This window comes from Alkalibacterium thalassium (assembly GCF_900101165.1).
GTDB classification, from domain to species: domain Bacteria; phylum Bacillota; class Bacilli; order Lactobacillales; family Carnobacteriaceae_A; genus Alkalibacterium; species Alkalibacterium indicireducens.
Genome location: NZ_FNFK01000046.1, coordinates 1 through 15,545, shown reverse-complemented (window position 1 = coordinate 15,545; position 15,545 = coordinate 1). Strand labels below are relative to the sequence as shown.

General features: G+C 41.9%; 12 protein-coding genes and 2 pseudogenes. 13 read left to right on the top strand and 1 reads right to left on the bottom strand.

What is annotated here, in order from left to right; genetic code table 11:
- From BLR76_RS11855 to ffh, 13 genes and pseudogenes are all read left to right on the top strand, one after another.
- Positions 1-254 (top strand): annotated as a pseudogene (locus BLR76_RS11855) (hypothetical protein); the annotation flags it as partial.
- Between the two features lie 378 nt (positions 255-632).
- Positions 633-1,493, top strand: a complete 861-nt coding sequence (locus tag BLR76_RS08875; protein ID WP_091268253.1) for a hypothetical protein — start codon at positions 633-635, stop codon at positions 1,491-1,493.
- The gene (locus tag BLR76_RS08870; RefSeq protein WP_091268250.1) at positions 1,486-2,982 is read left to right on the top strand and encodes a hypothetical protein; all 1,497 of its coding nucleotides are present in this window, start codon (positions 1,486-1,488) and stop codon (positions 2,980-2,982) included. Before BLR76_RS08875 ends, BLR76_RS08870 begins: the two co-directional genes overlap by 8 nt.
- A gap of 82 nt (positions 2,983-3,064) precedes the next feature.
- Complete coding sequence (locus BLR76_RS08865) at positions 3,065-3,826, top strand: hypothetical protein (protein WP_091268247.1); 762 nt, start codon at positions 3,065-3,067, stop codon at positions 3,824-3,826.
- A 156-nt stretch (positions 3,827-3,982) separates the two neighbouring features.
- Positions 3,983-4,576, top strand: coding sequence for a type IV toxin-antitoxin system AbiEi family antitoxin domain-containing protein (locus tag BLR76_RS08860; RefSeq protein ID WP_091268244.1), 594 nt, complete (start codon positions 3,983-3,985; stop codon positions 4,574-4,576).
- Positions 4,573-5,406 (top strand): nucleotidyl transferase AbiEii/AbiGii toxin family protein, encoded by an 834-nt coding sequence (locus tag BLR76_RS08855; protein ID WP_091268198.1) that lies wholly within the window; start codon positions 4,573-4,575, stop codon positions 5,404-5,406. Before BLR76_RS08860 ends, BLR76_RS08855 begins: the two co-directional genes overlap by 4 nt.
- A 152-nt stretch (positions 5,407-5,558) precedes the next feature.
- Positions 5,559-5,747 (top strand): hypothetical protein, encoded by a 189-nt coding sequence (locus BLR76_RS08850; RefSeq protein ID WP_091268195.1) that lies wholly within the window; start codon positions 5,559-5,561, stop codon positions 5,745-5,747.
- A gap of 204 nt (positions 5,748-5,951) precedes the next feature.
- The gene (rnc, locus tag BLR76_RS08845) at positions 5,952-6,653 is read left to right on the top strand and encodes a ribonuclease III (RefSeq protein ID WP_091268192.1); all 702 of its coding nucleotides are present in this window, start codon (positions 5,952-5,954) and stop codon (positions 6,651-6,653) included.
- 42 nt (positions 6,654-6,695) lie between these two features.
- Entirely contained in the window at positions 6,696-10,259 is a 3,564-nt protein-coding gene (smc, locus tag BLR76_RS08840; RefSeq protein WP_091268190.1) for a chromosome segregation protein SMC, read from the top strand.
- Positions 10,260-10,271: 12 nt separating this feature from the next.
- Positions 10,272-11,084, top strand: coding sequence for a Cof-type HAD-IIB family hydrolase (locus BLR76_RS08835; RefSeq protein WP_091268187.1), 813 nt, complete (start codon positions 10,272-10,274; stop codon positions 11,082-11,084).
- A 43-nt stretch (positions 11,085-11,127) separates the two neighbouring features.
- Positions 11,128-12,210, top strand: coding sequence for a signal recognition particle-docking protein FtsY (ftsY, locus tag BLR76_RS08830; RefSeq protein WP_091268184.1), 1,083 nt, complete (start codon positions 11,128-11,130; stop codon positions 12,208-12,210).
- A gap of 51 nt (positions 12,211-12,261) precedes the next feature.
- A complete protein-coding gene (locus BLR76_RS08825) occupies positions 12,262-12,609 on the top strand; it encodes a putative DNA-binding protein (protein ID WP_091268181.1) in 348 nt (115 codons plus the stop codon).
- Positions 12,610-12,616: 7 nt separating this feature from the next.
- Positions 12,617-14,059, top strand: a complete 1,443-nt coding sequence (gene ffh / locus BLR76_RS08820) for a signal recognition particle protein (RefSeq protein WP_091268177.1) — start codon at positions 12,617-12,619, stop codon at positions 14,057-14,059.
- 1,290 nt (positions 14,060-15,349) lie between these two features.
- On the opposite strand, the pseudogene BLR76_RS08810 reads toward ffh, so the two are convergent.
- Positions 15,350-15,545 (bottom strand): annotated as a pseudogene (locus BLR76_RS08810) (IS110 family transposase); the annotation flags it as partial.

Here is a 15,545-nt window from a genome sequence, read left to right as displayed (position 1 = left end):
TATCCCGTGAAGAGAAGGATCCGCGCACCATCGGTGAGCTGTTTTATTTGTGCTGTGATGAAATGGAGAACATTCGATTCGCGCAATCGCTGTTTCTCGTAATGGCCTGTCTGAAAGAGACATTAATGAACGAGTTAGTACTATCTGAACAACATGTTCAAGACTTGTTAGATACTATCTTTGATAGTTTACCGGAACTCTTCAAGCCATTTTTAAAAGAAAATCAGCTGAATCAAATATCAAAAGCGGCATAATAATCGGTACCAAGTCAATGACACCAAGGGTCAAAGGCTATTTTTTAACTGCAAAACTTGAGTTAAAAGCTTAGATGCTGATTACTTTATTGATGGAGAATCAGTCTAAATAGTATTAAGATACTATTACCACAACAATAGGTGTAAGTTATACTAGTATATCACAGTATCTTACGCCTATTTACTCAATGCTTTTAGAAAGCGATTTCATATTAAGCGCTAGTTCCTGATTGAATAAAATAAAATATACTGTTTTAGGAGATATTTATTTTAATATATCAATTTAGATAATTTTGAAGACAAAACTCTCTCGTCACCATAAAACAAGATAGAGAGTCTATAAAAAAATATATGATACATGAGAAAGTAGGTAACAGAATGTTTAAATCATACCTGAGAAAACAAGCCATAGAACAATATAATGAAACTGTTGAAAGATACGAGAAAACAGCAGATAAATTGAATACCTACAGTGAAAAACTCTACGCAAAAAGAGATCTTGCCATGTTTTTAGTATCAAAAGTTGAAAATAAAATAAATACTTTAGCAAACACTCCTAAAGAATTTGAAGTAAGTCTAAAAAAAACAAAGCTTGAAATAAAAACGTTTAATGATAAAAAAGCTGAGATTATAAAAGCCGAAAAAGAAGCAAAGAAGGCTGCAGGTGGTACAGGCGCTGGAGCTTCCTTGAGTGCCCTAGGAGTTGCCGTTGCAACAATGGGACCGACAGCTGCTATGGGGATTGCGACAACGTTCGGTACTGCCTCCACTGGAACAGCTATTTCAGCTCTTACTGGAGCAGCTGCTCACAATGCTGCACTTGCGTGGCTTGGCGGGGGAGCTTTAGCTGCTGGCGGAGGAGGCATGTCAGCTGGAAGTGTACTTCTAGGACTTGCCGGACCAATCGGTTGGGGGATCGCCGGGACCATGTTGACTGCTTCAGTTGGAACGGGATTATATGCCAGTCATAAAAATGAAAAAACAGCAAAAGCAGCTTCAGAAGAACGATTAAATGTTGAACAGGCCATACGTAAATTTAATAATATGAATGCTGAAATCAAAGCTTTAATAAATATCACTCACAGACAGATGAAAGGTGTTTACGATTTAAATAAGCAATTAAAAAAAGATGATTATAACATGTTGAGTGACAACGAGAAGATACAAGCAGGAATCTTAGTTAATTCGACTTTGACATTGGCAGAATTAATAAATAAAGAAGTGAAACTAGATGATTAGTCATGTAGACACATATAAACATACGGATCAAGGAATAGCAGCATATGTAGATTACCTTAACTCTATAAGATTGTCAGAACTAATGAGTAGCATAAATACCATTCTACAGGCAGAAACAAAAAAACTGGCTGAACTGGATAGTCGAAAGTTTGATGCACTTAGTCATATTGAACGTTCTACAAGTAATATAGAAAAATTAATAGACAGTCAACGTGGAGGACCATTTGGAGTAAATGGGTTTATAGCTGAATTTGCTGAAGAAGGCATAAGAAACGCCAGAAATGCATATACAGGTATGCAAGAAACTGTTTCAGTCATTAATAATAATGGTCCTGCGGATTTGAAAATAGGTTCAAATGATATACAAATGAAGTTTTATAGAAACCCCACAGAAGGGTTAAAACTAGCGAGTAATTATAGTGACATGTCCATGATGTATCCGAGTGATCAGGCCGAACTATTCAATAAGATTATGCGCGGTGATACCGATATAGTGTTTAATAATGAAAAATTATTACCGAATCAAATAGATAAAATAAGATCTCTGATAGAAGACGAAAGTATACGTCGGAACGAACCATACAATAAATGGATTCACGCGTCAGAATTGAAATATGATGAAGTTCAAAAAGAAAACATACAAGAAACCCTAAATAGCAGTAAAGAGAGTATACTCCGTGATTCAGAACATGATCAAGAAGAAATCTCGAGCAACTCTAAGAAAGAACAGGTAGCTGCTCAAAAGAAAGCTGCTCCTAGTTTCTCAGAAGCTCATAAAGTAGCAGCGACGGGTGCAGCGTTCCAAGGGGGACTTAATCTATCCGTCTTTATCTACAATAGACATAAGGAAGGAAAAAAAGTTTGGGAATTCGAGTCAGAAGACTGGAAAGAAGCTGGTCTAAAAGTAGGTGAAGGTTCGCTTAAGGGCGGTATTACAGGTTACTCCATATATGGCTTGACTAATGTACTTCACCTCTCTGCTCCGAGTGCCGGTGCAATTACCTCGGGAACGTATGGCTTGTTTAGGGCCGTTATACAGTACCGAACCGGAAAGATTGACGATGATGATTTTATTGACTTGCTTGTACTAAATGCCACTGATTCTACTGGCGCTGCAATTGGAGCTGCAATTGGTCAAGCTGTGATACCAGTTCCAGTCATTGGCGCCGTAATTGGTTCAATCACTCTATCTACAATACAAGGACTAGGGAAAAAAGTACTAAACAAAAAAGAACGGCAACTCTTAGATGATTACCAAATGAAGTTGAACACACATATAGAGAAGCTAGACAAAACTCATAGAGAAATTTATGAACAGCAAATAAATAAATATATTGAGTTGGGAGAGCTGCAAGTATACTCCTTCAGATTAAATATTAATATAGACTTAAAACTTAACGGATCAATCGATTTAGCAAGGAAAGTCGGAGTGGCCGATGATAAAATACTTCATAACAAAATGGAAATTGACGATTACTTTCTTATTTAATAACATTGAGATTTATTTAAGAAAAAAATAATTATCTACAGTGTTTAGTTGATTATTAAATAGACAAATACGGAGGTGTCAAATGGTATCAGTTACAAGTAGAACAAGAAAAGTTAAGCAGCCATATGGTGGCTATTTGCCAGTGAAGCAAATGGATAAGTTTAAATATGAGGATGATTTTGAATTAAATAATACAAAAGATGAGTTTTTGTCACCTGTTATTACTGGCTTGGCAGTGGATTATCTTACACGGTTAATGCTAAGAAACAACAAGAAAGATGTATTCTACATTAATCTTAGAGGTGCCCAGTTCATAAAAAAGCATACTCAAGCTATAGAATTACTAGAGAACATCAACGGCCTTGACAGCCGTTCAATAGTCAATGCATGCAAATTAGTCGGTTTTGATACGGTATTTAGAGCGGGTCCTGCTACTTATAAACCCGTAGAAAATATTATGCCTAGCGATGAATCGATCGAGGACATTAAAATCATGGTTAATAGAACAGTCAATTTCTTCAAAGACAACGGACCAATCATCTTAAGAATCTTTACTTTTGAAGAGGGTTATTCTTCGAAAATTACTACAGGAGATGCAGATTTCTTGACTTCAAAGACGTTATGGGACTTAAAAGTTTCGAAAAATTCTATTTCTTCAAAACACACGTTACAAATACTCGTGTATTACCTTATGGGGTTGAGATCCATACACAAAGAACACTTTGAAAAACTTGAAACCATAGGACTATTTAACCCAAAGCTTAATATAGCTTATGTAAAAAATACAGAAGATATCGATAAAGAACTGATCAGTGTTGTATCAAAAGAAGTGATAGGTTACTAATTAGCCATAGCAAAGTAAATTTTACCATTAGTGATCGAAACATAGTACTCTAAGGTACGAGTATAAAATCTAGCTGAATACTTAGAATCTCATTTTTTACATTTACGCTAATATTAAGTATAATTATAGCGAGAATGTAAAAGGAGCGTGAGAAGAATGGATTATCGAGAGATGTTAGAAGACTTATTAAATGATAGTGACGGGTTAGTCTTGACTAAAGATGTCGTTAATGCAGGGATCCCTAGACAGTATCTCACTATTTTCACTAAAGAAGATAAACTGGAACGAGTAGCTCAAGGCGTATATTTGAGTCCAGCTACATTTGATGACGAGATGTACCGTATCCAAGCGAAAAACCAAAGAGTGATTTTCTCTCATGAAACAGCATTATATCTGCATGATCTTACCGACAGAGATCCTCTTGAACTAACTGTGACCGTCCCAACTGGATATAATGCGACTCATCTCAAAGAAGACGGTCTTGTCATTCACACCGTAAAAAAATCACTTCATCAACTTGGTGCTATAGACATGAAGACAATGTTTGGTAGAGATATTAAAGCTTACAATAAAGAACGAACGATTTGCGATATTATTAGAAATCGAAAGAACATGGATCCTGCTATCTTGACTGAATCTATAAAAAGATATCTTAGTCTGAAAGATAAAAACATCCCTCTCTTATTAAGATACGCAAAGAAATTAAATATAGAAAGTATTCTAAGGGAATATTTGCAGATGTTGCTATGAAAAGTTTAAGACAAGTCAAAGACTTAATTAGAAATAGGGCAAAAGAAGATAATGTGAATGCACAGGTCCTCCTAAGAAACTATATGCTGGGAAGACTCCTTGAAAGAATTTCCTTATCTGAATACAAGAATAAATTTATATTGAAAGGTGGGATGTTGGTAATGGCGATGGTAGGTGAGAACAAGCGATCTACCATCGATATGGATGTTACAGCAAAGCATTTCCCTGTTAATTTAGAATCTATAGAGGCTGCACTCAAAACTATACTGGCTGTGTATGTGGGTGACGGGGTCTATATGGAAGTAAGCAAAATAGAACAAACAAGAGCCGACGATGAGTATGACGGATTCAGGATATCGCTTAATGCGCTTTTAGAAAATACAAAAGTCCCCATAAAAGTAGATATAACTACAGGGGATAAAATCACCCCCAAAGAAATTTCCTATAAGTACGAGTTATTGCTGGAGGATAGAAATATAAATGTTCTTTCATATAATCTAGAAACAGTTATAGCCGAAAAATTAGAGACCATCATCACAAGATCAACTGCAAATACACGCATGAGGGATTACTACGACATTTACATTCTACTAAATGTTCATGGGGACCAGTTAGATAGAGAATCATTAGCTGATGCACTCAATGAAACAGCAGAACATAGAGGTACAACCCATGTACTTTTAGAAGGCAAAGAAATTCTTTTAGAAATTTTTCAAAGCAGCGAATTATTAAATCACTGGACAAGGTATCAAAAGAAATACAATTATGCTGATGAAATTTCCTGGAATCAAATAAATATTACCATCACTTCTCTATGGAATAGTTTATAAAATAACTCGAGAATATTTACGGTATGATGAAAAAATATCCTCAAAATATTTTATTGGTTTTTAAGTGCTAGATTATTATTCATCTTCTAAACCTATTTTATTCCATTCAACTCATGATACAATAGTTTCAAATTAACGAAGCGAGGGACGATATGAAGAAATCTGAAGAGGAAAATTTTGACGATTTTGTTTATAGCGATAGCTACTTCTTCATCGCAAGTCATACCAGTGGAGGGGCTCATTACAGCATAACAATGGAAGAAGCCAGAGAACAAGGACTGCTGGAAGAAAATGAGTTGAGCAGTGATGAAGATGATGAAGATTTAGAGTTGCCGTTTTAAATTGCAGATGACCTTCAAGGAGACAATACTTATCCCTTGAAGGTCATCTTTCGCTTATACTGATCGCCAATGATGCTTACTCTAGATTGAAAAATCTGAATACTGAATTTCAGAAAATCCCTAGCTTGATGCGACCGTGTGTTTATTTTTCGCATAAAATCAAGTATACTAAAGAAGTATTGGTTAAGTGAGGTGAAAAAGTTTATGAAAAAGTTGGTTCAGCATGTTTACGATCAGTTTGGTGTGACGTTCAATGACCGGTCAGTTTTGATCGAGGCGTTTACCCATTCATCCTATGCGAATGATCATCGTGACGAACAGATCAGAAATTTGGAACGGCTTGAATTTTTAGGCGATGCGGTACTTGAAGTGACCGTGTCGGAATATCTTTACCATAAATACCCGAATCATCCTGAGGGGCAGCTGACTCGCATGCGTGCGTCGATCGTACGAGCGGAGAGTCTGGCTAAACTGGCCAAGGAGTACAATCTTCATCAGTTTGTACGTCTGGGCAAAGGGGAAGAACAGATGAACGGCCGGACACGCCCGTCACTTTTATGTGATGTGTTTGAAGCATTCATTGGTGCGGTATTTGTGGATCAGGGGATGGATGTCGTAAAAGACATTTTAAAAGCCATTTTATTTCCGAAAATTGATTCCGGTGCTTTCTCTCATGGGATGGATCACAAGACGGCTTTACAGGAGTTGCTGCAGCGTAATGGTGTAGTGACGATCGAGTACACAGTAGTGGACAAGAGAGGTCCCGACCATCAGAAAGAATTCGTCGTTGAAGTCAATGTCGAAGGCGATCTGTTTGGAAAAGGTGTGGGACGCTCCAAGAAAGCAGCAGAACAGGCCGCAGCGAAAGTGGCGCTTGATATGCTGGAAGAATCGAATGAGTCGTAGTGTTCATGCGTCAGTCGAATACTATGAAGGAGAGACGATCACGTGCAATTAAAACGATTAGAAATTAAAGGGTTCAAGTCTTTTGCCGACAAGACGGTTCTGGACTTTACGGAAGGGATCACGGCGGTAGTCGGTCCGAACGGAAGCGGAAAGTCAAACATCATCGAAGCGATCCGCTGGGTCATGGGTGAACAGTCAGCCAAGACCTTACGCGGCGGCCGGATGCATGACGTGATTTTTTCCGGTACGGATCTGAGAAAGTCAATAAACATTGCGGAAGTCACCCTGGTTTTAGACAATCAGGATGGCTTTCTTCCTGTGGAATTCGAAGAGGTCAGTGTAACCCGCCGAATCAACCGTAACGGAGACAGCGACTACCTCATCAACAAGGAAAACTGCCGTCTGAAAGATATCGTGGATCTGTTCATGGATTCCGGTTTAGGAAAAGAGTCTTTTTCCATCATCTCTCAGGGGCAAGTCGAAGCCATCTTCAACAGCAAGGCCGAAGACCGCCGGGCAATCTTTGAAGAAGCGGCCGGTGTCTTTAAGTACAAGACTCAAAAACTAAAGGCTGAACGCAAGCTGTTTGAGACACAGGACAATCTGGACCGGGTTCAGGATATTTTGTATGAACTGACGGCTCAGCTAGAACCGCTTAAAGAGCAGAAAGATATTGCGGAAAGCTTCGTGAAACAGAAGGAAGAACTGACGGATCTGGATATTGCTCTGTCGGTCATGAAGATCGACGAGTATGTTCAGGATCAGAAAAGCAGTAAGGAACAAGCCGAACAATTTTCCAAGCATGTTCTGCAGCTGACTCAGGAGATCGATTCGAATACTCAGGTCATTAAAGAGAAGAAACAAGCGCTCCATGAGGTCGAAACCAGACGGGACGCCATTCATGACCAGCATATCGAGTCCATCAAGCAGATCGAGCGGACAGAAGCCAGTTTAAGACTGGTTGAAGAACAGGAAAAGCATCAGGATGCCTTCCTGAGCGAGAAACAGGGACTGTTAGAACGTGAAGAACGTCAGCTGTCGGAACTAAAACACCAGATGGCCGAAGTCAAGCAGGTTTATGTGGATCAGTCTGAACAGGTCAGCCAGTTGAAGACGGACTACACGCAGAAAGAAGACCAGCTGAATCGCCTCCTTGGAAACAAGGAAGAAGCGATGGAAGCCCTGCGTGCCGATTATATCGAGGCGATGCAGGAACAGACGTCATTAAAGAATGAAGAAACTTACCTAACCAGACAGCTGAACCAGACATCACTGTCGTCAGAAAAGCAGAATAAAGCGGTCAGAGACGTGACGGAGAAACTAGCTGAAACCGAAGCGTCACTTAAAGAGAAGGAAGCAGAACTAAAAGCACTGAAGACAGACTTGGACGATCTGCTTCGCTCGTTTAAAGAGACTAAAACACGTCTGGATGATATTGAATCATCTTATGGACAGAAAGCCTCCCGCATCAGTCAGCTCCAGCAGCAGCTGCACCGGGCTCAGGCCAAGCAGCAGAGTCTGGCTGAAATGCAGGAAAACTACGCTGGTTACTTTGCCGGGGTTAAAGCCGTTATGACAGCCAAAAATCAGCTGGATGGCATCGTCGGAACTGTCGCAGACATGATGGATGTACCGACTGACTACACGGAAGCGATCGATGTCGTTTTAGGTGCAGCCAGTCAGTTCGTTATTGTCGAAGACGAAAAAGCAGGTAGAGATGCGATCCAGCACCTGAAACAGAAGCGTGCCGGACGCGCGACTTTCCTGCCGTTAACAACGATTAAACCGCGTTCGGTTGCCGGACATCACATTTCACGTGCCGGCAACACGGACGGCTACATCGGAATCGCCAGTGAGCTGATCCATTACGACGATAAGGTATCTTCTGTGATGAAGAACCTGTTAGGATCGACTATCGTGGCCAAAGACCTTCAGTCGGCTAATGCGATCGCTAAAGCGGTCCAGTACAGTGTCCGTGTCGTGAGTCTGGAAGGCGACGTGATGAATGCCGGTGGATCCATGACTGGTGGGGGCGGCAAGCGCTCCTCCAACGCTCACCTCTTTTCTCAGAAGAAAGAAGAGAAGGCGCTGCGCATTCAGATCGACGAACTGGAAAAAACCTTGTCACTCAGACAGGAAGAAAACCGCACAGAACAGGAGCAGAGAACCCAGCTTTCAGCACAGCTGGAAGACTTGCGTGCGTCGGGCGAAGACAAGCGTCTGGCTGAAAAGCAGCTGGAATACGAAGTGTCTCAGCTGACTGAGACCGTCAGACGTCTCGAGCGCGAGAAAAAAGGCCTGCTCTTTGAAGTCAATGAAGCAAGCTCAGAAGAAAGCACCTTGTCCGAGCAACTTAAGGACGTTCAGTCTAAGCGAACAGAAGCAGATGAGACACTGGTCCGTCTAAAAGCTGAAATGGATCAGCTCTCGGATGAAAAAGAAAACAGAGAAGAACAGAAAGAACGACTTCAGGCGGAACAAGGAGACATTCTGGAAGCCTGGAACCAGGCCCGGGAAGCTCTTGCATCTACCCGCTCCCGTCGAGACAGTCTGGCTGATCAGATTGCTCAGGTCGAAGAGGCCATCTCAGCAATTAAAGAGGACCTTGATCAACTGGAACGCGGAGAGGAGCTAGAATCCAAGGAAGACCTGGATGCCCGCCTTGCTCAGCTGAATGATGAAGCAGACGAGTTGCGCAGATCGGAACAGAAACTGAAGACCGAGCACAGCGAACTGGACAGAGCCGTAAATGATCTGGAAGAGCGGACAGCTGACCTTCAGGAACGACGGTCCAATCTTCAGGGCGAGAAAAACCAGCTGGACATTCAGATCTCAAGACTGGATGTGTCGATCGACCATCTATTGGATTACTTGTCTGAAGAGTATACGATCAGTTATGAAGAAGCCAAGCTGAATCAGCCCGACGACATCGACCGCGAAGACACTCAGAAACGGGTGAAACTGCTCAAACGAGGCATTGAAGAACTCGGGCCGGTCAATATCGGCTCGATCGATGAATACGAGCGCGTCCATGAACGGCATTCATTCCTGGCCACTCAGCAGCAGGATCTGCTTGAAGCGAAGGAAAAACTGTATGACACGATGGATCAGATGGACAATGAAGTCAAGAAACGTTTCTACGAGACATTCAGTCAAGTCAGAGATCAGTTTGCGATCGTCTTTCCACGTATGTTCGGAGGGGGGCGGGCAGAACTGCGCCTGACCGATCCGGATGACTTGCTGGAATCAGGGATCGAAATCGTGGCACAGCCACCTGGTAAGAAACTGCAGTCGCTGAGTCTTTTGTCCGGTGGAGAACGTGCCTTGACAGCACTCTCGCTGCTCTTTGCGATCATACAGGTCCGTCCGATCCCATTCTGTATTCTGGATGAGGCCGAAGCGGCTCTGGATGAAGCAAATGTGACCCGATTCGGACGTTACCTGCACGAATTTGCTTCCGATACCCAATTTATCGTCATCACGCACCGTAAGGGCACCATGGAAGAAGCGGATTCGCTCTACGGCGTGACTATGAAAGAGAAAGGCGTGTCCAAGCTGGTATCCGTTCAGCTTCAGGATCTGGATGAACGCGTCGAACAAGCTTGACAGGAGGACCTTATGTCAATCAAACTAGTCGCAATCGATCTGGACGGTACACTGTTGAACAGTGACCACCAGGTATCAGAAGAAAACAAGCGTGCTATTCAAAAAGCCAAGGACCAGTGCGTGAAGATCGTCCTGGTTACCGGACGCCCACTGAAAGGCATGCTGTCGATACTGGAAGACTGCAATCTGACCGAAGAAGGCGATCTGGGTCTGACTTATAACGGCGGACTGGTCCAATGGACACGAACTGGAGAAACTCTTCGAGAAATCACTTTATCTAAAGAAGATGTTCAAGACGTCTACCGGTTAAGTCAGGACCTGGATCTGCCGTGCAACTTTATTGATCTGGATACAGTCTATGAACCATCTTATCCAGAAGGCAAGCCGTCTCAGTACCACAAGCATATGAAGGCTCTGCCTTATAAACCACTTGATATGGTCACTTTCCCTGAATCCTTTGCCATCAACAAAATCGTCATGTGCTGGCACCAGGAGGAACTGGATGAGAAAATCAAGGACATCCCTCAGGTGTATCATGACCGCTATACGATCATGAAGTCCCGGGATAATCTGCTCGAAGTTCTCCCGAAGACGGTGGACAAAGGAAAAGGCCTGATTCTTTTGAGTGAACTGCTGGATATCTCACTTGATGAGATGATGGCGATCGGCGATCAGGAAAACGATTTGGCGATGGTCCAGACAGCCGGCACAGGTGTAGCGATGGCCAATGCGACAGATATCGTCAAAGACGCCGCTCAAATTGTCACTAAATCCAACGATGAGCACGGTGTTGCTTATGCTATTGAACAATATGTGTTAAACTAACTGTATATGCGTCATAAAAAGTGAGAGAAAGAGTGAATCCATTATGGGATTATTTGACAAGATCAAATCCGCTTTTACTGGGGCGGAAAAACAGACGGAACCACAGGAAGTAGTCGAGGATGAAGTCAAGGAAGTTGTTGAAGACTCCGCTGCCGAAGACACGACACTGGAACCTGATGATACCAAGAAAGAAACCGAACAGTACGAAAAAGGACTGAAGAAATCCCGTGTGTCGTTCACTCGCCGTTTAAACGAACTGCTGGCGAACTTCCGCTATGAAGATGAGGAATTCTTCGAAGAACTGGAAGACCTGCTGATCGAATCAGACGTCGGCTTTGAAGCGACCATGCAGATTGCTGAAAAACTCCGCTACGAATCAAAAGTTGAGAACGTTAGAAGCATGAAAGATGCTGAGCGCGTCATCGTACAGACGATGGTCGACATGTACGGCGAAAGCAATCCGGATCATCACGAATTCAACGAGAATCCAGATGGGCTGACAGTTGTTCTTTTTGTCGGCGTCAATGGCGTCGGGAAAACAACGACGATTGCGAAAATGGCTCATCAGTATATCGATAAAGGCAAGAAAGTCGTCATGGCTGCGGGCGACACCTTCCGTGCCGGAGCGATCGAACAGCTGCATATCTGGGGAGACCGTGTTGGAGCGGAAGTCATTTCCACCAAACAAGGCGGAGATCCGGCTGCTGTGGTCTACGATGGAATCAAGACTGCTCAAGAGTCTGGTGCTGACATCCTGCTTATCGATACAGCCGGACGTCTTCAGAACAAGAAGAATCTGATGAACGAACTCGAGAAGATGAAACGCGTCATTTCAAGAGAAATTCCAGATGCGCCGCACGAGACCTTGCTAGTATTGGATGCCACTACAGGGCAGAACGCTTTGAACCAGGCAAAGATATTCCAGGAAACAACAGACGTAACAGGCATCGTTCTGACTAAAATGGATGGAACGGCTAAAGGGGGAATCGTCCTGGCTATCGGTAAAGAGCTAGGTATCCCTGTGAAATTCGTCGGACTAGGTGAGACCATGAACGACCTTCATCCATTCGATACTGAGAAATTCGCTTATGGCCTGTTCAAGGAACTGATTGCACAGACCAATTAAATTATTTTTACTGTACAACTGAGATTTAACTCAAGAAAGGTGCCACTGATTATGGAACTGGAAAAAACCCTGCGTATGAACAGTCTCTTTGCATTCTATCGTCCGCTCCTGACGCCCAAGCAACAGGAATACATGAAGTTATATTATGGTGATGACTATTCACTGGGTGAAATCGCGGATGCTTTTTCAGTGAGTCGCCAGGCTGTGTATGACAACATCAAACGCTCTGAAGTTATTTTACAGGACTATGAAAGCAAGCTGCACTTGGTGGAAGAATTCGACAAGAAACAGGACGCAGTTGATACATTAAAAGAATATGCTCAAGAGAAGCATGCATCAGACACGCGTCTGCACGAGCTGATAGACGCGATCAGTCTGGATTCAATGAGAGAGGAATGAAACAGGTATGGCCTTTGAAGGATTAACAGGACGCCTGCAGGATGCCTTTTCCGGACTGCGTAAGAAAGGAAAAGTTACTGAGGCGGATGTAAAAGACGTCATGCGTGAGGTCAGACTGGCCTTGCTGGAAGCCGACGTCAACTATAAAGTAGTTAGAAATTTTGTTAAGACCGTGCGAGAAAAATCACTAGGTGAAGAGGTACTTGGAAGCCTGAACGGGGGCCAGCAGGTCGTCAAGATCGTTAACGACGAGCTGACGGAACTGATGGGTGGCGAACAGGAGAAAATTATTTTTGCCGATCCAGGTCAGGGTCCGACCATCTACATGATGACCGGTCTGCAAGGGGCAGGTAAGACAACGACTGCCGGTAAACTGGCAAATTATCTACGCAAGCACGAAAACAAGAAACCAATGATGGTCGCAGCTGATATCTATCGTCCAGCGGCGATCGATCAGCTGGAAACACTTGGTCGCGACTTGGATATCCCTGTCTTCAGTATGGGAGACCAAGTCAGTCCTGTCGAGATCGCTGAAAAAGGGATCCAGCAGGCAAAAGATGAGGACCGCGACGTCGTCATCATCGATACGGCCGGTCGTCTTCACATCGACGAAAACCTGATGAACGAACTGGAAGACATCAAAGCTGCCGTCAATCCGCATGAGATATTCCTTGTGGTGGATGCCATGACTGGTCAGGACGCCGTCAATGTAGCAGATTCATTCAATGACCGTTTAGGCATTACCAGTGTGATCCTGACGAAACTTGATGGTGACACCCGCGGGGGTGCTGCGCTGTCGATTCGTTCCGTTACAAATAAACCAATCAAGTTCACCGGTACTGGTGAGAAGCTTGAAGCGCTTGAACCATTCTATCCAGACCGTATGGCTAACCGTATCCTTGGTATGGGAGACATTCTGACACTGATCGAACGTGCTCAGCAGGAAGTCGATGAAGAGCGTGCTGAAGAAATGGCCGCTAAAATGCGTGAAAACCGCTATGATTTCAATGACTTCATCGAACAGATGGATCAGATGACCAATATGGGACCGATGCAAGACATCCTTAAAATGATTCCGGGTATGAGCAACGTACCAGGAATGGCTGATTTCCAGATGGACCCTAAAGACATCGCGCACATGAAGGCCATTGTTCTGTCCATGACGCCGGAAGAGCGTGAAAATCCAGATATCCTGTCACAGAAGCGTAGACGCCGTATCGCCAAAGGATCTGGCCGTGACATCGCTGAAGTCAACCGCTTGATCAAGCAGTTCAAGCAGTCTAAAGAGATGATGAGCAAGATGTCCAAAGGCAACATGGGCGGCATACCGGGTCTTGATAAACTGATGGGCGGCGGAGTAAAAGGTAAACTCGGTAAGATGGCACTGAATGGCATGGCGAAGAAAAACAACAAGAAGAAAAAGAAGAAAAAAATCAGACGCAAGAAGTAAGTAAGTTAATAGATGAGGCCAGGAACATTAATATCCTGGCCTTTTTATTATGTCTAATTTTGAACAGTTTTTCAGTGGAACGAAATCAAGTCAAAAGCCGTTAGAGGAGTCTACTAATATTCTATCTATAACTCAGGCTATTTTTAATTAATCTAAAACACTATCGATTCAGCAAATAAAAAAAAGCTACCCCTATTCTGGAGTAGCCGTTTTGTCTATAATGATTTTGGTGCAGACCACTAGAGACGAAAATAGCGTAGAAAACCCTATAAGGATTAGAAGTATTTCAAATTCGCCTCTTAAACTTACAAAAGAGGTGTTTGAAATTAGTGACACTGTACCAAATAGAAAGATTGCTGATACTAATGTGAGGATTAACCATAACCCTATGTTTTTCATTAATCAATATCTCCTATCATAATAATGATTCATCAATGCTTATACTAAACTATGATGATTTAGTCAGTTCAATACAAAAGACTTATTTTTAACTAATATACACCAATTTATACGAAAGATATATATTTAATTTAACTAAATTCAGTAATCGGTACCCTTTATATCTGATTCATTGCATAAGATTGGCATTCAAGCAGTTTTAATATAACCGGTTTTAATGGTCAAAATAAGTATGGTTGTACGTATGATCGAATGTTGCTCTCTTTCCACAACAACTAATAGATGGTCCTGAAGCACTCAAAGAAGCACTAATATTAGGCAAGCCTAAGGTTTTGTATGTATAACCTGTGGCAACATTACTACTATCTTTTTTACTATTGGTATTTATACTACCTTTTATAAATTACTCTTTCTTAGTAATAGAAAGAATTTCTTTTCCTTCGATTTCTTTTTGGATTCTAGGATCACTTTCATTTTACTCTTCTAATAAATCTTGATCAACAATTGATTCTGCAAGAACAGATGAACTAATAGCTATGAAGATAAAACAAGAATAACAAAACACTAAGTTTTTTATATAAATCATCCTATAATTCTATTTTTTTGAATCATAACCTACTTATTTTATTGTCGCATTTTATAATTAAACACTTTGTATTAAACCTGATTAAAATATTATTTTAATCAGTCTATAGAATCTGGTATAATATTTTAAATTGAAATTAAATGGGTTTACTCAACATTTAAGCATTATGGTGTTAAGTCAAGAGAATAGATTATAAAATGACAACCTATTTTCATAAAAAAGGGTGCACTGAACTAAACCGCCACGTATTCGAAAATACGTTCGGTTTATATCTTCGGATAGTCGTCCTTAAGAAATAGTTTCTCTTAAGACTCTATCGCCTCCGATCTTGCGATATAGAGTTGGTGATCGCTTAGGAGTGCAAACACCAGACGCACTAATTTTCGTGCAGTTAAGACGAGGGCTCGTTTGTGTTGTGTTTTCGGTACTTCTTTATATTTTTTCTGGTAATAGGCTTCATACTCAGGAATATATCGTCTTACAGAGTTGGCAGCTTGAACT

Excerpts from the sequence above, each read along its gene's own strand:
- BLR76_RS08870 (WP_091268250.1), top strand. The coding sequence starts at position 1,486 with ATGATTAGTCATGTAGACACATATAAACATACGGATCAAGGAATAGCA.
- BLR76_RS08825 (WP_091268181.1), top strand. The coding sequence starts at position 12,262 with ATGGAACTGGAAAAAACCCTGCGTATGAACAGTCTCTTTGCATTCTAT.
- ftsY (WP_091268184.1), top strand. The coding sequence starts at position 11,128 with ATGGGATTATTTGACAAGATCAAATCCGCTTTTACTGGGGCGGAAAAA.
- ffh (WP_091268177.1), top strand. The coding sequence starts at position 12,617 with ATGGCCTTTGAAGGATTAACAGGACGCCTGCAGGATGCCTTTTCCGGA.
- BLR76_RS08835 (WP_091268187.1), top strand. The coding sequence starts at position 10,272 with ATGTCAATCAAACTAGTCGCAATCGATCTGGACGGTACACTGTTGAAC.
- BLR76_RS08850 (WP_091268195.1), top strand. The coding sequence starts at position 5,559 with ATGAAGAAATCTGAAGAGGAAAATTTTGACGATTTTGTTTATAGCGAT.
- rnc (WP_091268192.1), top strand. The coding sequence starts at position 5,952 with ATGAAAAAGTTGGTTCAGCATGTTTACGATCAGTTTGGTGTGACGTTC.
- BLR76_RS08855 (WP_091268198.1), top strand. The coding sequence starts at position 4,573 with ATGAAAAGTTTAAGACAAGTCAAAGACTTAATTAGAAATAGGGCAAAA.
- BLR76_RS08860 (WP_091268244.1), top strand. The coding sequence starts at position 3,983 with ATGGATTATCGAGAGATGTTAGAAGACTTATTAAATGATAGTGACGGG.
- BLR76_RS08875 (WP_091268253.1), top strand. The coding sequence starts at position 633 with ATGTTTAAATCATACCTGAGAAAACAAGCCATAGAACAATATAATGAA.
- BLR76_RS08865 (WP_091268247.1), top strand. The coding sequence starts at position 3,065 with ATGGTATCAGTTACAAGTAGAACAAGAAAAGTTAAGCAGCCATATGGT.